This window comes from Bacillus sp. NTK034, assembly GCF_017303275.1.
Lineage (GTDB): Bacteria > Bacillota > Bacilli > Bacillales > Cytobacillaceae > Cytobacillus.
This window is the reverse complement of record NZ_JAFKOJ010000004.1, coordinates 196,375-222,926: the sequence shown is the minus strand read 5'-3', so window position 1 is coordinate 222,926 and position 26,552 is coordinate 196,375. Positions and strand designations below refer to the sequence as shown.

Here is a 26,552-nt window from a genome sequence, read left to right as displayed (position 1 = left end):
AGTGAAGGTTGCTGCAGACGCATGTTCTATACCCATCATCCTGGAGAATTAATCTCTCTTCCATAAAAAAGAAGCAGTACCAAAACGGCACTGCTTCTTCCTAATTAAGCGTTTGTCACGCCTTCTTTTTCTTCAATTTGCTTTTTCATTCTCAGGCAGTCTCTTTCGAGGATTGGTTTGAGATACTTACCTGTATAAGATTCTGGAACTTCCGCAATTTTTTCAGGTGTACCCGCTGCCAGGATGGTCCCGCCCTTATCTCCGCCTTCTGGTCCAAGGTCAACGATATAGTCAGCTGCCTTGATAACATCAAGATTATGCTCAATAACCAGTACCGTGTCACCATTTTCAACAAGACGCTGAAGGACCACGAGCAATCGTGAGATATCATCAACATGAAGGCCTGTTGTCGGTTCGTCAAGAATGTACAGCGAGCGGCCCGTTGAACGGCGGTGCAATTCGGAAGCAAGCTTGACACGCTGCGCTTCTCCGCCGGACAATGTTGTCGCAGGCTGCCCCAAAGTGATGTAGCCCAGGCCAACATCATAAATCGTCTGCAGCTTGCGGCGGATTTTAGGAATATTCTCGAAAAACTCCAGTGCATCTTCCACTGTCATATTGAGAATCTCTGAAATATTCTTCCCTTTGTACTTTACTTCAAGCGTTTCCCTGTTATAGCGTTTGCCATGACAGACTTCACATGGCACATACACATCAGGCAGGAAGTGCATTTCAATCTTGATGATCCCGTCACCGCGGCATGCTTCACATCGTCCGCCTTTTACATTGAAGCTGAAGCGTCCCTTTTTGTAGCCGCGAACCTTTGCTTCATTGGTTGAAGCAAACACATCACGAATATCATCAAACACTCCGGTATATGTTGCCGGGTTGGAACGTGGTGTCCGTCCGATTGGAGATTGGTCGATATCAATGACTTTATCCAGGTGATCAATACCTTTAATTTCTTTATGCTCACCAGGCTTCGCTTTAGCTCTATGGAGCTTTTGAGCAAGCCCTTTATGAAGAATTTCATTGATTAATGTACTTTTTCCTGAACCTGAAACGCCAGTAACGGAAATAAAAGTGCCTAGGGGAAACTTAACGTTCACATTTTTAAGATTGTTTTCTTTAGCCCCTTTAATTTCGATAAAGCGTCCGTCATTCTTGCGGCGCTCAATTGGAAGAGGAATGAATTTCATTCCTGACAAATATTGCCCTGTCAGTGAGTTTGGATCATCCATTACCTCCTGAGGCGTACCCGCAGAAACGATTTGCCCGCCATGAACTCCTGCCCCCGGGCCGACATCAATTAGATAATCTGCTGCTACCATCGTATCTTCATCGTGTTCTACCACGATCAGGGTGTTGCCGATATCCCGCATATTTTTCAGTGTATCTATTAAACGGTCATTATCACGCTGATGGAGACCAATCGAAGGCTCGTCCAGAATGTAGAGTACACCTGTCAGGCGCGAACCGATTTGGGTGGCCAGGCGAATACGCTGTGCTTCACCGCCTGACAAGGTCCCCGCTGCCCGGCTTAATGTCAGGTAATCCAGCCCGACATTGATGAGGAAGCCTAACCTTTCCTTAATCTCACGGAAAATGAGATTGGCAATCTTCATTTCTTTTTCAGACAGTGTCAGATTTTCAAAGAAGCTGAATGCTTCCTCAATCGAATATTCTGTTACATGGCCGATATGCTTTCCGGATACAAGCACTGCAAGAGTTTCCGGCTTCAGACGGTAGCCTTTACAGGAAGGACATGGATGTTGGGCCATGTATTTTTCCATTTGCTCCCGGATATAATCAGAGCTTGTTTCTTTATAGCGGCGCTCCACATTTCGGATGACACCTTCAAAATGGATATAATTCTCCCTCACCTGGCCAAAATCGTTTTCATATCGGAAATAAATGCTGTCCTTGGCGGAGCCGTATAAAACTTTATCAAGCAGGTGTTCAGGGATATCCTTAACCGGCACGTCCATATCAATTCCATAATGTTTGCAGACTGCCTCCAGCAGCTGAGGATAATATTGAGAGCTGGTCGATTCCCACGGCGCAATGGCATTCTCCTTTAAGGAAAGATCCTTATTGGGTATTACCAGATCAACATCTACCTCCAGCTTTGAGCCCAATCCGTCACATTCCGTACAGGCACCAAACGGACTATTAAAAGAGAACATTCTTGGCTCAAGTTCGCCGATTGAAAACCCGCATTGAGGGCAGGCGTGGTTCTCGCTGAACAGCAGTTCTTCTTCCCCGATTACATCCACAAGCACCTTGCCATTGCCCAGATTCAAAGCAGTTTCCAATGAATCTGCCAGCCTTGGTGCTACGCCTTCTTTTACCACAATCCGGTCTATTACTACTTCAATAGAATGCTTTTTGTTTTTTTCCAGCTCAATCTCATCACCGAGATCCATCATTTCTCCGTCTACACGGACACGGACAAACCCCTGCTTTTTGACATCCTCAAATACTTTTACATGTGTCCCTTTTCGGCCGGATACAAGAGGAGCCATAACCTGGAGCTTCGTTCTTTCAGGGTACTCCATAATCCGGTCAACCATTTGTTCAATGGTCTGTGAAGAGATTTCAATATTGTGAATCGGACAGGTGGGACGCCCCACCCGTGCAAATAATAATCGCAGATAGTCATAAATTTCTGTCACTGTTCCCACTGTGGAACGAGGATTTCTGCTTGTCGTCTTTTGGTCAATTGATATGGCAGGAGAGAGCCCTTCGATCGCATCCACGTCAGGCTTATCCATCTGGCCGAGGAATTGACGGGCATAAGCAGATAATGACTCCACATAGCGGCGCTGCCCTTCTGCATAAATCGTATCAAATGCCAGAGAGGACTTTCCTGAACCTGAAAGTCCTGTCAGGACGACAAGCTTATCTCTCGGAATGGTGACATCTATATTTTTCAGATTATGGGCTCTGGCACCCTTTACAATCAGTTTATCCATCGCCATTTTTACGTCATCCTTCCGCTTTCAGCTCTAATATTAAATCACGAAGCTCGGCAGCCCTTTCGAAATTCAGGGATTTGGCCGCTTCCTTCATTTCTTTTTCCATATCGCCAATCAGCTTCTCGCGTTCTTTCTTGTTCAGCTTGCCGAGCTTTGCTGATGTCTCGTATTCTTCCTGCTCTTCTGCCGCATGGGTTGCACGGATTGAATCCCGTATATCCTTCTGTATAGTCATTGGCGTGATGCCATGCTTCTCATTGTACTCTTCCTGAATGGAACGGCGGCGCTTTGTTTCACTGATGGCTTTTTCCATGCTGTCAGTGATACGGTCTGCATACATAATGACATGGCCATTCGCATTACGCGCTGCACGTCCAATCGTCTGGATGAGTGAACGTTCTGAACGGAGGAAGCCTTCCTTATCAGCATCAAGTATGGTAACTAGAGATACTTCAGGTATATCAAGCCCCTCCCTCAGAAGATTAATGCCGACTAACACATCGTACTTGCCAAGGCGGAGCTCGCGGATGATTTCAATCCGCTCGAGCGTTTTCACCTCTGAGTGCAGATACTGCACTTTAATGCCGATTTCTTTTAAGTAGTCTGTCAAGTCCTCAGACATTTTCTTTGTTAATGTAGTGACAAGCACACGTTCATTTTTCTGAATGCGATCCTGGATTTCACCGATGAGGTCATCAATTTGACCTTCGATTGGACGGACATCAATAGTGGGATCAAGCAAACCGGTTGGGCGGATAATCTGCTCAATCATTTCCGGTGTATGCTCAAGCTCGTAAGGGCCAGGTGTTGCCGAAACAAAGACAGCCTGTTTCACATGCTTCTCGAACTCGATAAACGTAAGCGGCCTGTTATCCATAGCTGAAGGCAAACGGAAACCATGATCCACAAGCACGGATTTTCTTGCCTGATCACCATTGAACATACCGCGGATTTGCGGCAGAGTTACGTGTGACTCATCAATCACAATTAGAAAGTCTTCCGGAAAATAATCCAGAAGGGTATACGGTGTTGAACCAGGCGGCCTTAATGTTAGATGGCGGGAGTAGTTTTCAATGCCGGAACAAAAACCCATCTCCCTCATCATCTCAAGGTCATAGCGGGTCCGCTGCTCCAGGCGCTGGGCTTCAAGAAGCTTATCGTTTTCTCTTAATTCAGCAAGGCGCACTTCCAGTTCTTTTTCAATGTTCTGGATGGCGACCCGCATTTTTTCTTCACGTGTTACGAAGTGGGATGCCGGGAAAATCGCAACATGCTCACGTTCACCCATAATTTCTCCGGTGAGGGCATCTACTTCACGGATCCGGTCTATCTCATCACCGAAAAACTCTACACGGATACAATGCTCATCCCGTGATGCCGGGAAAATTTCTACTACATCCCCGCGTACACGGAAAGTGCCGCGCTGGAAGTCAATATCATTGCGCTCATACTGAATGTCAACGAGTCTGTGAAGAAGCTGGTTCCTCTCAATCTCCATACCGGTTCTGAGGGATAGCACCATTTCACTGTATTCTTCTGGAGAACCCAAACCATATATACAAGACACACTGGCAATAATAATGACATCTTTGCGCTCAAATAAAGAAGAAGTCGCCGAGTGGCGGAGCTTATCAATTTCATCATTGATGCTTGCATCTTTTTCAATAAAGGTATCTGTAGAAGGCACATATGCCTCCGGCTGATAGTAGTCATAATAGCTGACAAAATACTCAACAGCATTGTTTGGAAAAAAGTCCTTAAATTCACTGTATAACTGTCCTGCAAGTGTCTTATTATGGGCAATGACAAGCGTCGGCTTGTTAACCTCTTGTATAACATTTGAAACCGTGAAGGTTTTTCCCGTTCCTGTTGCACCCAAAAGCGTCTGGTGCTTCTTGCCGGAATTAATTCCCTCCACAATTTTTTTGATTGCCCCAGGCTGGTCGCCCTGAGGGGAATATTTTGAGACTAATTCAAATTGATCCTTCACCTATAAGCCTCCCGTTCAAATTACTTTTATCTATATATTAATCACAAACCAGCATTGTAAGAATTAAAGAACCGGGATGCATGGCTGATTTGTCAGTTTTTTACTCAAAACTCATATCACCATTCTACCACAAAGAGCCTAAAACAAACCAACAATATGCGAACGGATATTCGTTTTTTTTATTTTTACAAGAGAAAATATTGCTTGGGAAATATGCCGAATTATCGAGGGGAATGTCGAAGCAAGGTTAATCAAACGTTTGATTAACAGTGTGTAATCCAATCAATCGTTTGATTGATATTGATAAAAAGCTGATGTTACGCAAGTATAAATTCAGCTGAAAATTCATTAAACAAAAAACCTGTCGATACGTTTGATCGACAGGTTCCGCAAAATATTATTCCGCACTTGGCTTTGTTTTGGGCTTCAGTTTTTGAGCGTACCAAAACCCGACAGTCAATGAAAGTGCATCTATAACAATTAAGGCAAATGAATTTGTATACCCTTTATAGACAGAAGCAGCAATCAGTCCTACCGTTAATACAAGCCCAATCACACGATTATAGCTTACTCTCGTAAAGAGCAATACCAGCAGGCCAGGCAGCAGCAGAGCTGACAAGTATTTTAATGCCAAACAAAACACCTTCTTTTGTTTATTCACAAAAATTTAAGGTTTCTACCATTAGAATAGCTTTTCATAAGAAGATGTACAAGTTTTTTCAGTGTTATTCCCTATGTTCTTTCACATAATAAGAAAAAGTACTTATTAAGGAGGAATGCATCATGGCAAGAAGAAAAAGACGCCCGCTTGTGCCGGAATCAAGAGCGGCATTAGACCAGCTGAAAAATCAGGTAATGGCAAACCAGGGATACCATGTTGACAGTGAAAATCCTGATGGCGTGAAATATGAAATTGCCGAGGAGGCAGGTGTGCCATTGAAGCCCGGCTATAACGGCCGTCTAACATCCAAACAGGCAGGAACAGTTGGCGGGAAGATTGGCGGAAGTATGGTGAAAGAGCTTATTCGAATGGCACAGGAACGGATGAAGGAACAGTAGGTAATTGTGAACTTTATGAAAAGAAAGATGAAATCGAGGGAACGAGCAATTAATTGGAGGAGAAAAATTCAGCATTTGAGGCCGAACAACACTCCAATTTGAGAAAAAGACTCACTAAAGTAAGGAAAAGCTATCCCGCAAAGGATAGCTTTTGTTCTTATTCAGCAGCTTTCCGTTCTATAAATTCCTGTTTAATGGATTTAAGCAGCTCCTGATCCGTTACCAGCTGGAAGGCAGTCAGTGCGAGCCCTTTTGCTCCGGTTATCAGAGCTTCGTCGCCTTTTGCAGATGCTGCAGCCTCACGAAACGGAACTGTATGGGCAACAAGATCATCCGCACCAATTTTAATATAAGGATGAATGGTTGGCACCACCTGGCTGATGTTGCCTGCATCCGTCGAGCCGATCCCATCTCTGTCCCCTTCAACGACCGTTTCACCTAAGTCTTCAATCACTTCTTTAAACACTTGGTCATATGTCTTGTTTAATAGCAGGTTGTCGACTTCGTTTTGAAAAGCAATGACATTCAGCTTGGCTCCTGTTGCCAATGCCGCGCCTTCAGCGACAGCTTTAACCTTCCGTGTTACCTCATTTAGACTGGTTCTGGTTGAAGAACGGATGAAGAATCTGGCTTTTGCATACTCAGGGATAATATTTGGAGCATCCCCTCCATGAGTAATAATGCCATGGATTCGCACATCATCCTTTAATTGCTGACGAAGAGCATTAATTCCGTTAAACAGCTGAATAACGGCATCAAGGGCATTGATTCCTTCCTCCGGTGAAGCTGCCGCATGGGCAGGCTTTCCGATAAACTCGAAGTCAAGCGGATCAACTGCCAGTGATGAACTGGTCATGCGGGTATGGTTTGATGGATGAACCATCAGGGCAGCGTCAATGCCTTCAAGCAATCCATGCTTCACAAAGCTGCCTTTTGCACTTCCATTTGGCCCGCCTTCTTCAGCCGGGGTTCCAAATACTACTGCTTCCCCACCGGTCTGATCAATGACCTTGCTCAATGCAATGGCTGCTGCCACACTTGTCGTACCTATGATATTGTGGCCGCATCCATGGCCCAGCCCGGGAAGGGCATCATATTCTGCAAGGAATGCAATGGACGGCCCAGGTCTATCGGATTTCTTCCGGGCGAGGAAAGCTGTTTCATGCCCGGCTACTGCCCGCTCTACTTCAAATCCTTCCTTCTCAAGGATGCCTGAAAGCAAGCCCGAAGCATAAAACTCCTCATTCCCTATTTCCGGGTTGGCATGGATCTGGTGGCTTGCGGAGAGATAAAGTTCTTTATTATCCTCAACATTTTTCTTGATCGCTTCTTTCAGTTCAAATAGTGCTTTAACAGGTGCCGTCATCATTGTTCCTCCTTTAAAAATAATTTTTTACCAGCCAATATCACTTAAAGGAATGAAAGTCGGGATCATACTTCCGTCATATTCCTTCGTGATGAAATCAGCTACATCATCTTCCTGGTAAAGTTCTGCAATTCTCTTAAGCGTTTTGTTATCCTTGTCTTCTGTTCTGACAGCAATGATATTTACATACGGAGTAGCGGTTTCGCTTTCAATAAAAACTGAATCCTTAGTTGGGTTAAAGCCTGCATCTACAGCAATTCCGTTATTGATTACAGAAGCAGAGACATCCGGAAGTGCACGCGGCGTCTGTGCTGATACCATTTCTACAAATTCAAGGTTTTTCTTGTTTTCAACGACTTTATTCAAGTCCAGGTTTCCATCATAGTCCTCGGATAATTTAATCAAGCCGGCTTCCTCCAGTAAAAGAAGGGCTCTTCCGCCATTTGAAGCATCATTTGGAATGGCAATTTTGCCGCCTTCCGGAATGTCTTCCACCGATTTTACTTTTTCAGAATAAAGGCCCATTGGTGCTAGAACAGTTGTCGCTATTGGGGTAAGATCCATATTATGCTCTTTAATAAAAGTGTCAAAATAAGCGACTGTTTGGAATGCATTTACATCAAGATCACCTTCTGCAAGGGCAACGTTTGGCTGAACATAATCAGAAAATGTCACAACCTCAATTTCAATGCCTTCCTTTTCAGCCTTTTCTGCAATAAAGTCCCAGATGCGTGTATCAGATCCGCTGACACCCAATTTAATTTTCTTTGTTTCTTCTCCGCCAGTTGTGCTTGAGCATGCCGCAGTGAACACAGCCAATGCTAAAATAATGAATGTTAAGAATAGTTTTTTCATGATGAATTTCCTCCTTATTTATCTTCTTCTGATTTTTTTGGATAAGATATTTCCGAATGACTGCAGGCCTTGAACCATGACAACTAAGATTGCAACGGTAATCAGCATGACGGTTGTATCGAATCGCTGGTAGCCGTAGGTAATGGCAAGGTCACCAAGCCCGCCGCCTCCGACTGCCCCGGCCATGGCTGACGCTCCGACCAATCCGATTGTGGCAATTGTAAAGCCTAATACCAGCGAACTGAGTGCTTCCGGAATCAGGAACTTTAATATGATCTGGCCCGGTGTCGCACCCATCGCTTCTGCAGCTTCTATGACTCCCGGATCTACCTCAAGCAAAGAGTTTTCGATTAATCTTGCAATATATGGCCCGGCATAAAAGACAAGCGGCACTACGGCTGCAGCAGTACCAATCGATGTCCCGACAATCAATCTGGTGATGGGGATAATGGCTACCATTAATATGATGAAGGGAACTGATCTGAAAATATTAATAATGCTGTTTATGATGTTAAAAACAACGGTGTTTTCCAGCAGATGCCCTTTCCTTGTCACGACAAGCAATATGCCCAGCGGAAGTCCGATAACAGCTGAAAACAGCAATGAGAATGCCACCATTTGGACCGTTTCGATTAAGGCTTCGATGATTTTTTCCTGATTAACTAGCACGTGTTGTCACTTCCTTTATAGATACTTTTTCCTGGCTGATGTACTGAATAGCACGTCTGATCTCACTGTCCGGACCCTGGAACTCGACAATCAGGTTGCCAAAGGGGGTTCCCTGAAGTTCAGTAATATTTCCGAACAGGACGTTGAAGTCGATATTAAACTTTTTGGCAACCTGAGAAAGGAGCGGCTGCCCGGCAGAATTTCCAACAAAGTTGATTCTGAATACCTTTTGAAGCCCTTGCTGTCTTTCGATCACTTCTTTAATGGAGTCAGGTAGTTGATCATTCATGACCGTGCTGACAAAGTTTTTCGCTGTTTGTGTTTTTGGTGAGGAAAAGACATTAAAGACGGTTCCTTCTTCGATAATTTTTCCTGCCTCAATGACAGCGACACGATCACAGATCTCTCTGATTACAGACATTTCATGGGTAATGATCAGAATGGTAATGTTGTATTCTTTATTTATTTTTTTCAGCAGCTGCAGGATCGAGCTGGTTGTCTGCGGATCCAGAGCTGAAGTCGCTTCATCACATAATAGAATGGAAGGCTGGGTCGCCAGCGCCCTGGCAATTCCGATCCGCTGCTTTTGCCCGCCGGATAGCTGATCAGGATAGCTGTTCGCCTTGTCTGCAAGCCCCACGAATTCCAATAGTTCATGGACACGCTTTTTGATTTCATCTTTAGGGATCTTAGCCAGTGTGAGCGGCATCGCCACATTGGCAAACACTGTTTTCGAATTTAAAAGGTTAAAATGCTGAAAGACCATCCCGATGTTTCTTTTCACTTCGCGAATTTCCCTTACAGATAAAGCCGTCAGATCATGTCCGCTGACAATGACCTTTCCTGAAGTCGGTTTCTCCAGCCAATTGACACAGCGGATCAAAGAACTCTTTCCCGCACCGCTGAAGCCGATCACACCGAAAATCTCGCCCTTGTTAATCTTTAAGTCTATTCCATTTAAAGCAGCTACCTGCTGTCCTCCGCTTTCATAGACTTTCTTTAAATTCTGAAACTCTATCATTCAGCATCTCTCCTTTGATGGTGACAGGTACCTATACCACTTTAAGGAACTGGTATAGGTGCCTGTCACCTTTTATTATATAATTATTCCTATGCGAAAACTAAGATTTATATCTTGAAATTTACCCCTTCCGTCAGAAGAGGTTTTTTGAAATCCTCTCCTTATCTTCCAGGCTTTTCGCCTGCTGGATTTGGCACAGTGCGTTCCGCCTGCTGCCGAAGCTTCATTGGGCCAGATCCCTCTGCTTCTCTCGATAAGAATTATTCATATGTTTATGAATAGAATCTCGCTGCATTTTTCCAGTAAAACAAAAACCCTCTTCTAAAGAAAGAAGAGGGCAGCATTTATCAATGGTCCTCTTCTTATCTTTCAAGCTAAGCTTGCTGGATTTGGCACGGTACACTTTTGTCCGCTGCCGAGGTGTCATAGGGCCAGTCCCTCAACCTCTCTGGATAAGAAGATTTTTATTATTTGGTTGTTTAATATGTTTATTACTTTACCACCATAAAGAAAAGGATGTCAATATAAAATTTTAAAATTTTTTAATTGAATTAACCTTCTGTTCCCTGGCACGCTGTATTAGCTCTGCAATAATACAAAGTTTTTTGCTTGCGGCTCTACTAAAAAATGATAGTTAAATCCTATGTGTCTAAGCCAATAACTCATGTATAATAATGGAAAAGTGCCATTTTTCAAAAAGGAGGGACAGAAAATGATCATGACCGAGAATCCTGCAGATTTATTCGCGGACAAGGTGGAAGCGAGGAATCTGCAGCTGGCCATTCAGCATTCCAGCGATGTGATTGCAAGAGTGACAAAAGAAGGCATTGCTTTATATGTCTCCCCTTCCTGTTTGCCGATGCTGGGGTATTCGCAGCAGGACTTTTATCGAAGCAGCCTTTATACATACTGCCATCCAAATGACCGGGACCTTTTAAGAGATGCACTGGCCGAGCTCGAACAGCTTCCGCATAAACGGGAGACCTTTCGCTTCAGGCATAAGGAGGGGCATTATCTGTGGCTTGAAGCCAATTTTTCAGTCATTAATGACGATAAAGAAATGATGTGCATCATCCGGGATATGACACAAAGAATTATCATGGAAGAGGAGATTCTGGAAACACAGGAGAAGTACCGCTTTCTGGTGGAGTACTCCAAGGATACGATAGGAATGGTGACACAAAAAGGGATTTGGACCTACATCAATAATGAAGGAAAGAAACTTTTTGGATTCACGAGCATCAAAGAGATGATCGGCACCTCCCTCCACGACTACACTCCTCCTTCAGATCATTCTACCCTCGATGATTTTCTGCAAACAAAGCTAAGTGTAAATTTTGAGCTTAATCTGATCCGGACTGACGGACAAATGAGAAAAGCCGAAGTCCAGCTGATTCCAACCACATTCAAGAACAGAAAGGTCTACCAAATCATTATTAAAGATGTGACTGGACAAAAGAAGACGGAAGAAAAGCTGCAGAATGCCGAAAAACTTTCGGTTGTCGGTCAGCTTGCCGCAGGCATTGCCCATGAAATCCGCAACCCGCTTACAGCCATAAAAGGCTTTACACAGTTATTATATGAAGATCATAAAGGAGATTTCGCGGAGGTCATCCTAAGTGAGCTGGAGCGGATTGAAGGCATCGTCAATGACCTGCTCGTTCTCGCCAAACCCCAAATAACCGAAATGGAAGAAACCTGCCTGACAAACGTTGTAAAAAGTGTGATCACCCTCTTAAACAGCCAGGCAGTTATGGAGAATATCATGATCGAACTAACACAGTCACCCGGCGAGTTTTATGTGAAATGTGAAAAAGATAAAATTAAACAGGTGCTGATTAACATCATTAAGAACTCAATTGAAGCCATGCCGGCAGGCGGAAAAATAAACGTGGATATCCGCCGGGAGGACCATTCTGTCATCATTAGTGTCGAGGATGAAGGAATTGGCATACCCGAAGAACGCCTCGCCAAACTGGGAGAGCCGTTTTACAGCACAAAAGAAAAAGGCACAGGCCTTGGCATTATGATCTGCAAAAAAATCATTAAAAACCATGGCGGTAACCTTTACATCCACAGCAGAGAAAATGAAGGAACAACGGTCCGGATTACTTTGCCGCTAGCCTGAATGAAAGAAGCCAGATGCCTGAACTGGCTTCTTTAATTTCGAATGGTAAACTCCTGGCCCTGCTGGCTATCCCCAAAATGTACCCTTTCTCTGTAATAGATCTCACTCTCTGACATCATCATCACTGTTGAACTCCTGGTTCCGTAGCCTTCACTTTTGATAAATAAAGGAGACAGAATCCTCTCCCACTCAAGTGAAACTCCTGTATCCGGAAGCATGTCATCAGGGGCAGGGTCTGCATTCCGGAGAAGTGTGAACAAGTCTTCTGTAAAATTCTTAGATGCATGATCTATTAGTTTAGATAAGCCCTCCTTCCCCTTTTCCACCTTTGGCCACCCGGTATTCAGCAAATGATTGCTGACCCCGTACACTCCTGCTTCAAGCTGCTCTATTCTATCTTCCACGTTCGAATAATAAAAGAGCTCCTCCAAATTGCCTGCAAGAAGATTGTAGCCGGGATAGCTGCTGCGATGTTCAGATGCTATTTTCATAAAATCAGCAGGCGAAGCACTGCCTTTCAAGAAATCTGCCACCAGATCCCCTCTTGAATTCTTGCCATCTCTCACTTCGTTCGGATCGCGGTAATTTGTAAGAGCTGCAAATCGTCCATTCTTAGTGACACCCATCCACGTCCCCATCTTGCTTAAATCGCGTCCAGCCAGAATAGCGGGATGGTCCTCCCAAAAATGGGCCGGTGCAGTCGGGCGCTCAAAAAATTCATCGCGATTAGCAGCAACGATAAGCTTGTATACGGGATGAACTTTGTATGCGAAAAGGATTAAACACATTTGGATCACTGCTTTCGTTTTATTTTAACTTGTAAAAAACCCGCTTTATCTGTGTGAGATGTTAGATAAATTATAATACATGTTAGATAAATCTTATAACATGCTAGATAAACCCAACAGGTTGTAACATATTTGATGAATTATGTTAGATAAATCCAGCAATAAAAAAAGCCCCTTCTTTTAAAAGGAGCTACTCAATTTAAGTTACCGCTTCGTCATTCGCTGTCTTCCTCGCCCTTAAAAATCTAACTGTATTCAAAACAATCGTTTTGGTCACAGCATAAGTAGGTATTGCCAGAATCATGCCGAGGATGCCGGCAAGATTGCCTGCAACGAGCAATAGGATGATGATGGTGGCTGGATGTGTGTTTAAGGTTTTTCCGAGAATTAGCGGCGACAGCACATTCCCTTCTATCTGCTGGGCAATCACAATGACCACGACAACCAGGAATGCTTTAGTCGGTGAGTCAAAAAGTGCAACGATAACAGCAGGTGCACCACCAAGAAACGGTCCGACATAAGGAATGATATTAGTTATGGACACAATAAGCGCCATGACAAGTGCATATGGCAGGTCAATGATTAAATAGCCGATAAACGATAGTGTTCCCACAAACAAGGCCACTGTAATTTGTCCTTGAATGTAAGAAGAAAGTGTTTCTCCTGTTTCTTTAAGTGTTTTAACTCCCTCTTCCCTGTATGAAGCAGGCAGAAATTTGGAAACAGCTGCCGGGAACTTATCGCCATCCTTGAACATATAAAACAGCAGGAATGGCACCGTTACAATTGTGATCGCAATATTGGTGACCAGGCTGACAATTCCTGCTACCCCCTGCGTAACGCGGCTTGGCAGGGTATTGGCATATTCCATAATGCGGGCTTCAATTTCTTCAAGCGATACGTAGTCCTGCGTCAAAAACCATTTAAACTCTTCGGTGTTTGACATTGAATTAACAAAGTCTCTTGTCGTTTTCGCATATCCCGGCAGGTCGTTGAATAATTCAGTCACCTGTCTGCTGATTAGCGGAGCGATGTTGCCAATAACCAGCATCACCAACCCAATAACTGCTGCATAAATGATCAAGATCGCTGCCGTCCTGGGCACCTTATAGCGCTGCAGCAATTTTACCAGCGGGTTCAGCAAGAAATACAGGAATCCCGATATAATGATTGGAAAGAACAAGGTAGATACAAATATGCCCACCGGTTCAAACAGAAATGAGATTTTTGTTGATACATAAATGATGGTTAAGATAAGCAGCAATTGCAAAGTCCAGTACTGCAGTTTTTTCTTTGCCACAATGTCACCTTTTTCTTTGAATGGATTAACTAAAGAATATCATATTCGTGTGTTTACTCCTAAGAAGATGCTACTTCTACTACGAATGGGGATTGAAAAGGTTTCGAAAAAAATTCATCCATATAATTTAAAAATGACACCACACAAATTAGATACATTCACTCATAAATATCTCAATTTTTGGTTTCAATCCATCTGACTAAGGGTATAAAGAACTACAAATTCCAACTTTCCTCACTTAAAAGCCAGGAGTGAACAGACACATGAGTACAATAGACATTTTCAAGAAGGAACTTCTATTACTGACAGGCGAAATGGATCGCTGTAAAAATGTAAAGATAAAAAAACAAATTTTTAATGATATACTTCTCATCCAGAATGCAGTCCAGAACTTACTCTAAGCTGCTCATAAATTAGTATCCACTGCTTTCCTTCCTCACTTGAAGAACAAAAAACCAGCATCCATTGGCTGAAATACTGGTTTAGAAGTTATTTTCATGCTTACATGAAATTTTTCATAATCTTTCGGAATGGAACCTTGTAATATCAATGTGTAATTTTCCCTTTTTACATAATAATTCCCCGGAATGACCAGGAAAAAATCATCAATTTTTCATAAACTTCCGGAAAAAATATTTTCCCATATTTAGTACACATTAAATTAAATATAAAATATGTAAGACCATTTACTTCTTGTTACACAATCGCGCCCGATTGCTGAAAATGCTTATTGAAGAAAAGCACCTGTTCACTTAAGCGAAACCCTTCACAATCTCCTGTTGATAAAAAACTAATTGCGTGAAAAATTTACTAATTTTTTTGTCTTTCTCTTTTATATTAAGGACATGCTCTTAAGAGCATTGTAAATTCCATGCTCATTGCAGCTATCTGTGATTAAATCGGCTTTCCCTTTAACTTCAGTTGCAGCATTTCCCATTGCAACCCCCATTCCTGAAAGTTCCATTAGTTCAATATCGTTCATTCCATCTCCAAAAAAGATGATATCTTCCCGCTTAAATCCATTTTCTTCGGCGATTATTAAAATGGTTTTTGCTTTAGATCCTTCTTTAGGGATGACATCTAAACCAAATTTGTGCCAACTCACATATCTGAATTCTTTAATTGCGTATTTTTGAAGATCCTCTGGCTTGCAGAAAAGCATAGCCTGAATAATTTGATTTTGTTTCCAATACATTTCATCAAAATCAGGAATGGTCCATCCCAGGCTTTCGTAAGCTTTTGTTAACGACTCTCCGGGTTCTTTAAAATGCCTTTTTAATCCGTTCGATGTTTGGAACACAACCTGATCATTGTTTTCCGTTGCAATTTCAATTAGTTTCTTTATAGATTCCTTTGACAACATTACCTCATGTCTTAATTCATGACGGACATACCCGATTGATCCATTACATAAAACATATGTATCAATTTCAAGCTCGTCAACAATGGATTTTGCTGAAACGTAGTCCCTTCCTGTCGCAATGCAGATGTAATGCCCTTTTTCTTTAAGAGCAACCAAAGCTTGTTTTGTACTGTCGAGAAACTTCATCTCTGTCGTTAATAATGTCCCATCAATGTCAAAGACAATAAATTTTTCACTCATTTTCTTTCTCCACATCCTGCTGATATTTTATATTCCACACCAAAGGCACATAGGCGGGGCCTTACATCTGGATATTGTCGTTTTGTACCGATAGAAAAAGTAAAGTGCCCAGTTTGTCTCGCATGGTCCTTCCCATTTGAAACACACATTAAACAGAATCTCTCTCCACAATGCGATAAGGTATTTTTACTTTTTCTCTAGATTTATTTATCACTAGGCTACAAGCTTGTTCACCGATTTTCATTAGCTGATGATCCACTGTAGTAATCCCCATGCCCATACCAATTGGCTGATTTTCTTGACCAATGATTGCTAAATCAGCAGGGGTTTTCAATTGTTTTGACTTAGCATATAAGTAAATTCCACCAGCCACTTCATCTCCATTCGCATAGATAGCTGTTGGCCTTTCCAGTAAATGCAGGAATTTCTCTGCTGCTTCATAGCCGTCTTCTAAGCAAAGACAACCTGAAATGTGATATTTAGGTTGAAGTTCACCAAAAATCTCATTATAAGCATCAATCATTTGCTTCGTGCTATTGCTTTCCAGCCTGGCGGTTGTGAAAGCTACCGCATTATGCCCTTTGTTTTTTAACATTTGAAAGGCATCTAGATAAGAAGAATAACGGTCCATATAGGAACATCCAATTTCCTTGTGATGCGTATATTCACAAGAAACGATAGAACCATAATCGCTATACGGAATGATCGTTTCCCAATCATTTGCTCTTGAAGCGATAATGATGCCATCATACAGCTTGCTTTTTAATTTTTGTAAATACTTCACTTCTTTTTCTTTACTATAAATGGAAGGAAGTACGGTAATTGAAAAATCATTCTCTAATGCTTTGTTCAATATACCGTTTAAAATCTGATCAAATGCTGGATTGTTGTTATATGGGAGAATAACGCCTATTGTTCTTGTTTCACCTCGGATTAAATCAATTGCATTTTTATTTGGTGTATAGTTCATTTCTTCAATTACTCTAAGAACAGACTCTCTTTTCTCTCTAGCAACATGCTTATAATTGTTAAGGACTCTGGAAACAGTAGAGACGGATACACCTGCTAATCTTGCAATGTCCTTAATATTTGTCATCATCACATACCTCCCCCATATTTCGGGAATTAAGAAACCTACACATTTACATTCAATCTCTGAAAAGCTTTTATAAAGTAAAGAAGATTTCCATAGTATGCCCATCTTACAACAATTCTGCGTTCTCCTACAATGAGTGCAGTATGTTCAATATCTCTCATTTCTCCATTAAACCAGAATGATTTTTCCACATTTATTAGTTTAGTGCTTACTACATATAATCTTTTATTGGTTAAAAACAAATCTCCATAGTAGATATTTTGTACTCCATCAAAGATTTCCAATAATCCTGTAAGAGTAGATAGTACATGTTCATCTTCCTGAAGGTTAATTTTTTTATACATCTTTCTTCTCCCTTCGTTGAAAATCAGCTTAATTTCAATCTAATTTATGAAATGCATTTCAATTCAAGAGAAAAAATTAAACTAAATTCTAAAACACCTACGAAAAAGCAGACAACAAACCTGTTTCGTTAGAGTAAAAGAAAAAGCCACCTGGAATGGCAGCTGGATCTAAAAGTAAAGCACCCGTTCGTATAACTAGACTTAATAACTTGTTATCTTAAATTTTCTATGATTAAAGGTAATTCTCCCAAATCATCTACAATAAAGTCTGCTTCAACATCGTTCCATTGAAAATCCTTTTTCCAAATTCCTTTCATTCCTACATTTTGAGCAGCTTTTATATCATTGTCTGGATGGTCGCCAACAAATAAACTTTCATTAGATGTAACATTAAGTTGGTTCAATGCTCGCATAAATATTTGAGGATCAGGTTTTTTTATACCTTCCCATTCAGATATTAAAATAATATCAAAATACTCTTCAATTCCCATAGCCTTAATGTTATCCATCTGAAATTGCCCTTTTCCATTGGTAATCAACCCTAAAACAAAGTTGTTGGTACGCAATTCATCTAACATACTATTGAGATTTGGGAAAGAGATGCAATTATTCTTAAATTGACTTAAGTAATCTTGAAGTAAATCCTCCCAAGTTATATCAGAAATCCCAAATTCATTGACTAGTTGTTGATACACTTTATCTTTCCAAACATATCCACGATCATCTAATTCAATAAACCTTCTTACGAAATTCTCTTTAGGTATATGTCCCACCAATTCATTTAGTCTGTCGTATTGCGTCTCTATAAACATTTTCACTGATTCATCTCTATTTAACAAAGTTCCGTCTAAATCGAATATAACAGCTTTAATCATTTCTAAACCCCACACTCCCCGATAAAGGTTCTTTAATTCTTCTCATTTGCCATTCCAGACTCCTTCTTCAACTAATGCTGCCCCTTTAGTGGAAAAAGAAAATGAGCATTCGTAGAACTCTTGTTAACCGCCAGCAACCATTTATTTAATAAGAATTTTTAATATAGGATTTCATTAGTTCTGTTTCTTCCTTTAATAACTTTGATAGGAAGATTAATTGGGGAAAAGGCTCTAATACTAAATTGTGATCGATGTCTGCTTGTAGGATAGAAATTCCATTTAGTTTATGATAGTCGTTTAATGTTATGGCATCATTACAAATAAGATCAATACCTGCTGGAGTTAGTAACAATAACCCCTTTGTTTCGGAAGAAGGAATAGGTTTTGTTAATGCATATGAAAGATACATCACCGTATAGGAGGCTTCTCCACTCCCTTTAATTAGAATTGGAGAAAATGGTTCATTTACTTTTACTCTAGCTGGCTCGTCATTCCATTCTTTAAGATAAAATGTATTCTTAGGATTAAAAGGAATGATGTTTACCTTAGCCTCTTCGAAAGCTTCCCGTTTTGCCGTGGCTAGTGCTGTTTCATTACCTTCTCTGTGTCCTCCTAATCTAACCACCCCAAGTTTATCTCCATCTTTTGTTGGACCTACCTGAAATATAAAAAACCCTTTATACAATACATAAGCACCCGATGTCCTTACATCTTTTGAAATATCCATTTTGTAAACTCTCCTAATAATTCGATAGCTATATTCATTCTGATTATTTATCCTAACAAAAAAGCTGCAGATTGAAGTAACCATGTTTACTTTTAAATCCCTAATCGCATTAATTAAATCCACTAAAACAATTGTAATTTTATAATAAAATATTCTGTAAGAATCAAAGGAATTCCTGTGCTTTGGAAATTGCCTCTTCATCTAACCTGCCCCGTTAGTTTAAGTGAAATGCTTCACAATCACTTTTTCATTTCTAAGTGATCTTCTCTAATCTGGCCTGATTTTTTAAGAAATCCATGTTATTGTATAATGCCTATTCTCTTTAGTTAATCTATTAATACAACGATAAATAATTACGTCAGTCCTTGGTTTACTTATAGAAATAACTTAACCATCCAACCAATTCTATATAAAAATAGAGAAACGACTAAATCGTTTCTCTAATAATTACTCAGTTAGACTTTTTTTCTTTATATGATTTACCATTCCGTAGGATTATGAAAATTCATTCTGGAAAATTATGATCATATTCTTGGGGATTTTGAAAATTTACACTTACACCGCTTCACTATCCCATTTCTTCTCTTCCTGCACAAACAGCAGCCCAAGTTCGTGATGATCACCTTCATAAAGAGCGCGCTGGACGAAGCGGACCTGGCCGTTCACATCAAGAACCTCAAGTTTGCAGTGAGCCCCGTTCTTTTGCAGCGCTTCATAGAAGCCTTTTTCATCATGGATTTTCACACCATTAACTTTTGTAACCACCTCTCCCACTTGAAGAGACATTTTATCAGCCGGTGAATCCGGAACTACTCCAAGCACCATGATTCCCTGATTGCGCTTGGAAAAGTAAAACGGTGCCTGATCCTCTGTCATTCTCTGGCGGAGAGAGATGAATTCACGCCCAATGATAGCAAGTGCTGCTGCTCCCACAGCTGCAAGCGGATACCAGTAGCCTGCAGATGAAATCAGCAAAAGGAGTATGCCAAACACGCTGATTCTTTGTCCAAGCAGTGCTGTTGCCTCTTTAGGAAGCGTGCCCTGGATCCGCTGGTAAAAACCTATCGAAAAAGGAACCAGAATGAGCGAATACGTTTCCCCGCCAATCGGGATCGCTGGCCACCAATCAAACGGCATCTGCAGTGCCTGACCGGGAATAAGCAGAAACACAGGCACCATCCAGAGTCTTTTTGATTCATGAATGCCAATGGTCTGGCCCCGTTTACTCTTTACAAGCCTGGGAGATGTGCCTTTCCGGCCATTTCTTATAATCAGGAAGCCTTCTGCTATAACAAGAAGAGCAAGGAGAACAGTAATGGATGGAAAGATGGAAGAGTCAAGGTCTGCTGATGTCTGGGCGAATGCTGGCAATGGCCATTTCTGTTCAGCAGCAAACATGGTTGCGAAAAATGCAAAGCCCAGGGTATAAACAGGCGCCATCCATCTCACTTTTGCCGTAAAGCTCCACAAGAACGTTAGAGCAGCAGTAAAAACAATCGTTTCCACTGGTACGATAAGTCCCGCTCCGACCATCACGATACTCACTGAAAGACCTGCCAGGATCCCAAGAGGAAGAAGCTGCCTCAGCTCAAAATAAGCATTTTCCGCACGAACTGAAAAGTCTTTGCGCTCTCGCTTTACACGGGAAACCCCCAAAAATGCAGCTGCAAAAAACAGGTAATAAAATACCGGGTTCAGCAGCAGCTTTCCCGTTCCTTTTAAAAACTCAAAAATCCACTCCTCTATCAAACTTGCCACCAGCCTCTATAAATAAATTCTCATGAATTATGTAACAAACAGAAAACTCTATTACTCTTTATTCTACCAAAATCGTCTTCCAAAACCTATCACAATCTGGCACAAATACAAAAAATAGCAGAAGGAAAATCCCTCCTGCTATATAGCGGGTGACAGGCACCTAGACCAGTACTAGACCAGTTATATAAGAAATGATGTTTTCGACAAAAACCGGGTAGTGCCTGTCACCAACTATTATTTTGCAATATATCTCAGAGCCGTTTGCAGCTGAAGGTCATTCTGCTCTTTTTTCATTTCTTCAATGGCTGCTTGTTCGAGCGCTGCTGCTGTTTTTTTGTCTATCCGGCCGGTTCCTTCAAGCTCTTTTTGCTTCTGAAATGCTTTTACAGCAGCTGCAGTGGAATCATTGAAGTAGCCATCCGTCCGTCCTGGAGCATATCCAAGGCCCGCCAGAATTTCCTGTGCATTCTTCACCATTTCATTATTCATATCGATGGCCAAAGGCTTCTCCACCTGCAAAGGATGCGTTTGGTAGATGTCTGGCTGTTTGACCTCGAGGGTTGGTTTGATTCCCTTGTTATGAATCCAGTTTCCGTCTGGTGTCAGCCATTTAAACAATGTGAGCTTGATATTGCTGCCATCTCCCATCGGAACTGGCTGCTGAACTGTGCCCTTTCCAAATGAATTTTCACCGATTATGGCATAACCCTGCGCTTCCTTTAAAGCGCCGGCAAGAATCTCCGATGCAGAGGCACTCCCTTTATCTACAAGAACAGCAATCGGATAGCTTTTAGGCTTTTCAAGTGTGGAAAAATACCTCATTTTTTCTCCATCCCGTTTCTCTATCTGTAAATATGGCTTATCAGCCGTAACCAATTCTTTCAGGATTTCCTGTACTGATGTCAGGAGACCACCGGGATTTCCGCGCACATCGATTACAAGCCCTTCGATCCCATCCTTCTCCATTTCACTCAGCTGTTTTGCAAATTCCTTGGATGTCTCTTCGGAAAATGAGGTGATTTCCAGATATCCTACATTTTTCCCTCTTTGCTTCTTGATTTCCGAGAATACCGTAATTTGTGGAATCTCATCTCTCTTTACTTCTACCTTTAAAGGTTCCTTAAGTCCCTGGCGCGCAATTTCAAGTTCTACTTTTGTGCCTTTTTTGCCGCGGATCTTCATGGTAGCTTTATATAAATCAAGACCCTCTACACTTTCCCCATCCACTTTTAAAATTTCATCCTTCGGCTTCAGCCCTGCTTTTTCAGCTGGTGAAGCTTTAAATGGTGCAACAATGATTATTTTACCTTCCACCATGCTGACTTCTGCCCCGATCCCTTCAAAAGAAGATTCCAGTGTATCATTGAATTGTTTTGCTGTTTCTTCATCCATATAAACAGAGTATGGGTCTTCCAGGGTCGCCAGCATGCCCTGGATGGCTCCCTCCACGAGCTGTTTTTCTTCTACTTTTTCCACATAGCTATTTAAAATTAGCTGATAGGCTGTTTCCATTTTTTCGATTTTCTCTTTTTCAATTTGTGTTCCGTTTTCCTTAAAATCTATCAATTGATTTCCTGTTCCTGTCTGAGGAGTTTCTTTTGCCAGCCACTGCATGCCTGCATATGTACCGCCAGCTCCTGTCAGCAATGATCCCGTCATCAGCACGGCGATCCACTTTCTGCTCATCTTCATCTCCCTTTCTATTTTGCAGCGGTCTCATAGGCCATTATAAAAACTTTCCATCATGATTGATGAAATGACCATGCTCATCACATCCTATGCTGGATAAGGACAAGTTATGATTTCAATAATCAGGTTAGGCATATGCACAATATCTCAATTTAAGAATATATTTAAGTTGAATTTCACATAAAGGAAGTGTGCAAATGTTCTATCATATTAAAGAACTTCAATATAATGCCAAGCCTGATAAACCAGACTGGGTGTATGCTAAAAAGCTGCAGGAGCTGATTGGCGGACAATTTGGGGAAATGTCTGTGGCCATGCAGTATTTATTTCAGGGCTGAGGTGCGCGGAAACATGATAAATATCGGGATCTATTAATGGATACAGGGACCGAAGAATTGGCCCATATTGAAATGCTTGCCACCATGATTGCACGTCTGCTGGACGGGGCACCTGTAAAAGAACAGGAAAAAGCTGCCCAGGATCCGCTTCTTGCCGCGATTTTGGGCGGAATGAACCCTCAGCATGCGATTGTTTCCGGTCTTGGTGCCATGCCTGTCAATAGTGTCGGGGTCCCGTGGCAGGGTGGATACATCGTAGCCAGCTGCAACCTGCTGGCTGATTTCCGTGCGAATCTGAATGCCGAATCCCAGGGACGTCTGCAGGCTGTCCGTCTGTATGAAATGACTGATGACCGCGGTGTCAAAGACATGCTGGCCTACTTAATTGCCCGTGACCGCATGCATCAGAACCAATGGCTTGCCGCGATAAAAGAGCTTGAAGCCCAGGAAGGAAAGACCGTGCCAAGCACATTCCCGAAGGAGCTTGAAAAAGAAGAGTTTTCCTATGTATTTATGAACCTTTCAAGAGGAGATGAAAGCAGCCAGGGCCGCTGGGCTCAAGGCAGGAGCATGGATGGCCAGGGAACCTTCCAATAACATGCAGGAAGTTCCCCCTTTTGCTCCAGCACCTAAGCTGAAGCCGGCACCTCCATATATTCATGACACTCCTCCTAATGTTAAATAAATAGGATTAAAGCCCCTCTTTAAGGGTAAAAGAAAAGTGGAAGAAGCTAAGCTCCTTCCACTTACACTATTTTTTATAGAGGCACAATGCCTACTGGATTAATTGCATTTGATTTTGCTGCATTCCAAGAACCTCTGTGAAGTTCAAAGTGCAGATGCTGGCCATAAGATTGTCCAGTATTACCCATGATACCGATTTGCTGGCCTTTAGAAACAGTCTGGCCAGAGCCTACAGAACGGCTTCTCATATGAGCATATACGGTTGTGTAAGTTTGTCCGCCTACAGAGTGGGCAATGAAAATGGCATTTCCGTAGCTGCTTGAATAGTATGAACGGATTACGACACCGTCTGCCGCTGCCACAATCGGTACTGTACCACCTGCAGCAATATCAACACCATAGTGCTCGCCTAATGAACGTCCGCCAAAACCAGAAGAAAGTCTTCCTGCAGCTGGTTTTGTCCATGCACCGCCGGAAACTGCCGGTGGAGTAACCTGCGGGCTGCTTGATGATCCGCTATCAGATGATGAGCTGCTTCCTGCTGATGAAGAACTGCTCTTTTTAGCCGCTTCCTGGGCTGCTTTCTGTTTTGCCAATTCAGCTTGTCTTGCTGCCTCTGCCTGTTTTTGCTGCTCAATCTTAATCGCTTTTTGAAGTGCCGCTTCCTGGGCTGCAAGAATTTCATTTTCTTCTGCTAGTTCAAGTTTATGAGCATGCATTTCCTCTTCTTCATGCTTTAGGGATGCAAGCAGTTTATCTTTCTCTGCCTTTTGGGCATTTAAACTCTTTTTCATGCTTTCAAGCTCGGCACGCATTTTTTCTAAAGAGGCAAGCTCTTCTTTTATCTGAGCCTGTTTCTTCTCCAGCTCGTCTTTATCCGCCTGATGCGCTTTAAGGATATCCTGGTCTGCTTCTACGATTGTTGCAACTGCTCCAACACGTTCAACAAAGTCTCCAAAGCTTTGCGCACCCATTAAAACATCAATATAGCTCACCATTCCGCCAGTTTCCTGGTAATTGCGTGCACGGTCTTTTAATAGTTCATTGCGCTTTTTGATGCGCTCTACTAATATTTTAATTTCGGCTTCTAATTTTTCAATTTCCTTTTTTGTGTCTGCAATCTGGCCGTTTTTCTCTTCAATTTTTGCTAAAGCATCGCTGATCGCTTTATCAAGGCGCTCAATCTCACTTTGTACGGACTGTTGCTCGCCCTGGTTTTCGGTAAGCTTTTTATCTGTATCGTTAATCTTCGATTCTACTCCTGAACGCTGCTGGTTAATTTTGTCCTTTTGGCTGTTTAGATCGTTTAGTTTATTTGCTGCAGACGCCTTTTCAAGAGGCAGTCCTACTGTTGCGCTGCCAAACCCCAAAATGGCAGCCAGTGATAATGTGATGATGGATTTCTTCAATTTTCCGATTTCTCCTTTCAATGAACACCATATGTACAGGTCAATCGTTCTATTTTTTTAACTATGTCTGAAACATTTAACATTGCTGAATCGTCTATTATTATGAGGCTAGAAGGCTCCTTGACAGGTTCCCCCCGCAGGGCCTTCTAAGCTGGTTCTATACCTTCAGGAACTTTCTGACTGACATCAGGCTTCCCCATACACCAATGAGTGCACCCATCAGGATGATGAGTCCGGAAATCTGATAGACAAACGGGCTAAATTCCAGCAGCTTGATAAAGTGTCCTTCAAGCTTTGGCGCCAAGTAATCATAGGCATAATAGTAAGCTGTTGAAACAAGTGCAATCGGAATAATGGATCCAAGCAATCCAAGCCATAAACCTTCCAGGAAGAATGGCCATCTGATAAACGCGTTGGTTGCTCCTACCAATCTCATAATCTCGATTTCTTTTCTTCGTGACATGATCGTAATTTTAATCGTATTGGAAATCAGGAACATGGCTGTAAATAATAGGCCAATAATCAGCACAAGGCCAACGTTTCGGCCGGCATTGATAAAGTTGAATAGCTTTTCAACCTGCCCTTGCCCATACTTTACTTTTGCTGCGTATTCCATTTTTTCAATCTGCTTTGCCGCTTTCATAGTATCTGCCGGGTTTTTCGTCTTTACGATAAATACATCGTTCAGCGGATTATCCTGTTCGAACAGTTTGAAGGCTTCTCCTTCTTCACCAAGGCTGTCTATTAAACTATCAAGCTCTTTTTCCTTAGTTGAATATTCCACTGTTTTGACTTCGGGTATTCCTTCGATTTTTTGCCGTAAAACTTCCTGATCCTGCTCATTTGCAGCAACATCGATGTGAACGCGGATTTCCACGTCCTCTTCAATGGTTGTAGCCACCTTGTTGAGATTCATCATAATGACGAAAAATACGCCAACCAAAATGAGTGTTACTGTCACCGCACTTGCCGAAGCAAACGTCATCCATCCGTTTCGACCGAGGCTCTTAAAGCTTTCACGGAAGTGCCGGCCCAATGTTCTAGCTTTCATAGCCGTAATCACCTCTTTGCTCGTCACGCACAATCCTTCCGCCTTCTATGGCAATAACGCGGTGCTTAATCGTGTTAACAATTTCTTTATTATGAGTTGCCATGACCACAGTCGTTCCTCTCGTGTTGATTTCATCGAAAATGTTCATGATTTCCCATGAAGTATCCGGGTCAAGGTTTCCTGTAGGTTCGTCCGCTATCACGACCTTTGGAGCATTTACGATTGATCTGGCGATGGAAACACGCTGCTGCTCCCCGCCTGATAATTCGGTCGGAAGCATTCTTGCCTTATGCTTTAAACCTACAAGGTCCAAAGTTTCCATTACTTGTTTTTTAATATTCTTCGGATGCTCTTCAATGACCTCAAGAGCAAAAGCTACATTCTCATAGACAGTCAGAGTCGGGAGAAGCTTAAAGTCCTGGAAAACAACACCAATTTTGCGGCGCATCAGCGGCACCTTTGCATTCCTTAATGTAGCAAGATTCACTCCGTCGATGGTTATCGTTCCGCTCGAAGGCTTTTCTTCCCGGTACATCATTTTAATAAAAGTGGATTTACCGGCCCCGCTCGGTCCTACTACATAAACAAACTCACCTTGTTTGATATGCACATCAATCCCGCTGGCAGCTGTAACACCATTGGGGTATCTCTTATATACGTCTTTCATATCGATCATATATATCACCTAGCATCTAGTGTGTATTAAGAATTAAATAACAGACGGCTTTTTTCGCTAAAAAACGACATCCTTTCGACACAAAGAATGACAAAATACTTGTAAATACTGCCTATTTAGCCATCTAAAATTCTCACACAACCCATTA

The 26,552-nt window shown here is 42.1% G+C and carries 22 protein-coding genes, 1 pseudogene and 2 riboswitches; of the genes and pseudogenes, 4 read left to right on the top strand and 19 right to left on the bottom strand.

Annotated features, from left to right (window positions below; genetic code table 11):
• Positions 1 to 104: 104 nt before the first annotated feature.
• From uvrA to JI665_RS13990, 3 genes are all read right to left on the bottom strand, one after another.
• The gene (gene uvrA / locus JI665_RS14000; protein ID WP_206840148.1) at positions 105 to 2,981 is read right to left on the bottom strand and encodes an excinuclease ABC subunit UvrA; all 2,877 of its coding nucleotides are present in this window, start codon (positions 2,979 to 2,981) and stop codon (positions 105 to 107) included.
• A gap of 7 nt (positions 2,982 to 2,988) precedes the next feature.
• A complete protein-coding gene (uvrB, locus tag JI665_RS13995; RefSeq protein ID WP_206840147.1) occupies positions 2,989 to 4,968 on the bottom strand; it encodes an excinuclease ABC subunit UvrB in 1,980 nt (659 codons plus the stop codon).
• 397 nt (positions 4,969 to 5,365) lie between these two features.
• On the bottom strand, positions 5,366 to 5,602 hold the full coding sequence (locus JI665_RS13990; RefSeq protein WP_009331867.1) for a DUF2198 family protein: 237 nt from the start codon (positions 5,600 to 5,602) through the stop codon (positions 5,366 to 5,368).
• A 149-nt stretch (positions 5,603 to 5,751) separates the two neighbouring features.
• Here JI665_RS13990 and JI665_RS13985 point away from each other — a divergent pair, with 149 nt between their 5' ends.
• On the top strand, positions 5,752 to 6,027 hold the full coding sequence (locus JI665_RS13985) for an alpha/beta-type small acid-soluble spore protein (protein ID WP_206840146.1): 276 nt from the start codon (positions 5,752 to 5,754) through the stop codon (positions 6,025 to 6,027).
• A gap of 157 nt (positions 6,028 to 6,184) precedes the next feature.
• Here JI665_RS13985 and JI665_RS13980 read toward each other — a convergent pair whose 3' ends face one another.
• The 4 genes from JI665_RS13980 to JI665_RS13965 are packed head-to-tail and all read right to left on the bottom strand — an operon-like array spanning position 6,185 to position 9,938.
• Complete coding sequence (locus JI665_RS13980; RefSeq protein WP_206840441.1) at positions 6,185 to 7,393, bottom strand: M20 family metallopeptidase; 1,209 nt, start codon at positions 7,391 to 7,393, stop codon at positions 6,185 to 6,187.
• Between the two features lie 27 nt (positions 7,394 to 7,420).
• Positions 7,421 to 8,248, bottom strand: a complete 828-nt coding sequence (locus tag JI665_RS13975) for a MetQ/NlpA family ABC transporter substrate-binding protein (RefSeq protein WP_206840145.1) — start codon at positions 8,246 to 8,248, stop codon at positions 7,421 to 7,423.
• An 18-nt stretch (positions 8,249 to 8,266) separates the two neighbouring features.
• The gene (locus tag JI665_RS13970; protein ID WP_206840144.1) at positions 8,267 to 8,917 is read right to left on the bottom strand and encodes a methionine ABC transporter permease; all 651 of its coding nucleotides are present in this window, start codon (positions 8,915 to 8,917) and stop codon (positions 8,267 to 8,269) included.
• The gene (locus JI665_RS13965) at positions 8,907 to 9,938 is read right to left on the bottom strand and encodes a methionine ABC transporter ATP-binding protein (RefSeq protein WP_206840143.1); all 1,032 of its coding nucleotides are present in this window, start codon (positions 9,936 to 9,938) and stop codon (positions 8,907 to 8,909) included. Before JI665_RS13965 ends, JI665_RS13970 begins: the two co-directional genes overlap by 11 nt.
• A gap of 158 nt (positions 9,939 to 10,096) precedes the next feature.
• A riboswitch (SAM riboswitch) is annotated at positions 10,097 to 10,198 on the bottom strand.
• A 99-nt stretch (positions 10,199 to 10,297) separates the two neighbouring features.
• Positions 10,298 to 10,397, bottom strand: a riboswitch (SAM riboswitch).
• A 253-nt stretch (positions 10,398 to 10,650) separates the two neighbouring features.
• Here JI665_RS13965 and JI665_RS13960 point away from each other — a divergent pair.
• Positions 10,651 to 12,066 (top strand): PAS domain-containing sensor histidine kinase, encoded by a 1,416-nt coding sequence (locus JI665_RS13960; RefSeq protein ID WP_206840142.1) that lies wholly within the window; start codon positions 10,651 to 10,653, stop codon positions 12,064 to 12,066.
• Positions 12,067 to 12,098: 32 nt separating this feature from the next.
• Here JI665_RS13960 and JI665_RS13955 read toward each other — a convergent pair whose 3' ends face one another.
• Entirely contained in the window at positions 12,099 to 12,854 is a 756-nt protein-coding gene (locus JI665_RS13955) for an NRDE family protein (protein WP_206840141.1), read from the bottom strand.
• A 199-nt stretch (positions 12,855 to 13,053) separates the two neighbouring features.
• Entirely contained in the window at positions 13,054 to 14,154 is a 1,101-nt protein-coding gene (locus tag JI665_RS13950) for an AI-2E family transporter (protein ID WP_206840140.1), read from the bottom strand.
• A gap of 263 nt (positions 14,155 to 14,417) precedes the next feature.
• Here JI665_RS13950 and JI665_RS13945 point away from each other — a divergent pair, with 263 nt between their 5' ends.
• Positions 14,418 to 14,555 (top strand): hypothetical protein, encoded by a 138-nt coding sequence (locus JI665_RS13945; protein WP_206840139.1) that lies wholly within the window; start codon positions 14,418 to 14,420, stop codon positions 14,553 to 14,555.
• A 431-nt stretch (positions 14,556 to 14,986) separates the two neighbouring features.
• Here JI665_RS13945 and JI665_RS13940 read toward each other — a convergent pair whose 3' ends face one another.
• The 7 genes from JI665_RS13940 to JI665_RS13910 form a co-directional block, all read right to left on the bottom strand.
• Positions 14,987 to 15,757 (bottom strand): Cof-type HAD-IIB family hydrolase, encoded by a 771-nt coding sequence (locus JI665_RS13940; RefSeq protein WP_206840138.1) that lies wholly within the window; start codon positions 15,755 to 15,757, stop codon positions 14,987 to 14,989.
• Between the two features lie 148 nt (positions 15,758 to 15,905).
• A complete protein-coding gene (locus JI665_RS13935; RefSeq protein WP_206840439.1) occupies positions 15,906 to 16,853 on the bottom strand; it encodes a LacI family DNA-binding transcriptional regulator in 948 nt (315 codons plus the stop codon).
• 38 nt (positions 16,854 to 16,891) lie between these two features.
• Positions 16,892 to 17,197 (bottom strand): hypothetical protein, encoded by a 306-nt coding sequence (locus JI665_RS13930; protein WP_206840137.1) that lies wholly within the window; start codon positions 17,195 to 17,197, stop codon positions 16,892 to 16,894.
• A 212-nt stretch (positions 17,198 to 17,409) separates the two neighbouring features.
• Complete coding sequence (locus JI665_RS13925) at positions 17,410 to 18,072, bottom strand: HAD family hydrolase (protein ID WP_206840136.1); 663 nt, start codon at positions 18,070 to 18,072, stop codon at positions 17,410 to 17,412.
• Between the two features lie 145 nt (positions 18,073 to 18,217).
• Positions 18,218 to 18,799 (bottom strand): NUDIX hydrolase, encoded by a 582-nt coding sequence (locus tag JI665_RS13920; RefSeq protein WP_206840437.1) that lies wholly within the window; start codon positions 18,797 to 18,799, stop codon positions 18,218 to 18,220.
• A gap of 555 nt (positions 18,800 to 19,354) precedes the next feature.
• Positions 19,355 to 20,548 carry a PDZ domain-containing protein gene (locus JI665_RS13915; protein ID WP_206840135.1) on the bottom strand — a complete coding sequence of 398 codons (1,194 nt, stop codon included), beginning with the start codon at positions 20,546 to 20,548 and terminating at the stop codon, positions 19,355 to 19,357.
• A gap of 243 nt (positions 20,549 to 20,791) precedes the next feature.
• A complete protein-coding gene (locus JI665_RS13910; protein ID WP_206840133.1) occupies positions 20,792 to 22,243 on the bottom strand; it encodes a S41 family peptidase in 1,452 nt (483 codons plus the stop codon).
• A 200-nt stretch (positions 22,244 to 22,443) separates the two neighbouring features.
• On the opposite strand from JI665_RS13910, the pseudogene JI665_RS13905 reads away from it, so the two are divergent.
• Positions 22,444 to 23,269 (top strand): annotated as a pseudogene (locus JI665_RS13905) (manganese catalase family protein).
• Positions 23,270 to 23,342: 73 nt separating this feature from the next.
• On the opposite strand, the gene JI665_RS13900 reads toward JI665_RS13905, so the two are convergent.
• The 3 genes from JI665_RS13900 to ftsE all read right to left on the bottom strand — a co-directional run bounded on the left by JI665_RS13900 (position 23,343) and on the right by ftsE (position 26,404).
• Entirely contained in the window at positions 23,343 to 24,677 is a 1,335-nt protein-coding gene (locus tag JI665_RS13900; protein WP_206840132.1) for a murein hydrolase activator EnvC family protein, read from the bottom strand.
• 157 nt (positions 24,678 to 24,834) lie between these two features.
• The gene (gene ftsX, locus JI665_RS13895; protein WP_206840130.1) at positions 24,835 to 25,728 is read right to left on the bottom strand and encodes a permease-like cell division protein FtsX; all 894 of its coding nucleotides are present in this window, start codon (positions 25,726 to 25,728) and stop codon (positions 24,835 to 24,837) included.
• Positions 25,718 to 26,404, bottom strand: a complete 687-nt coding sequence (gene ftsE / locus JI665_RS13890) for a cell division ATP-binding protein FtsE (protein WP_206840127.1) — start codon at positions 26,402 to 26,404, stop codon at positions 25,718 to 25,720. Before ftsE ends, ftsX begins: the two co-directional genes overlap by 11 nt.
• Between the last annotated feature and the right edge of the window lie 148 nt (positions 26,405 to 26,552).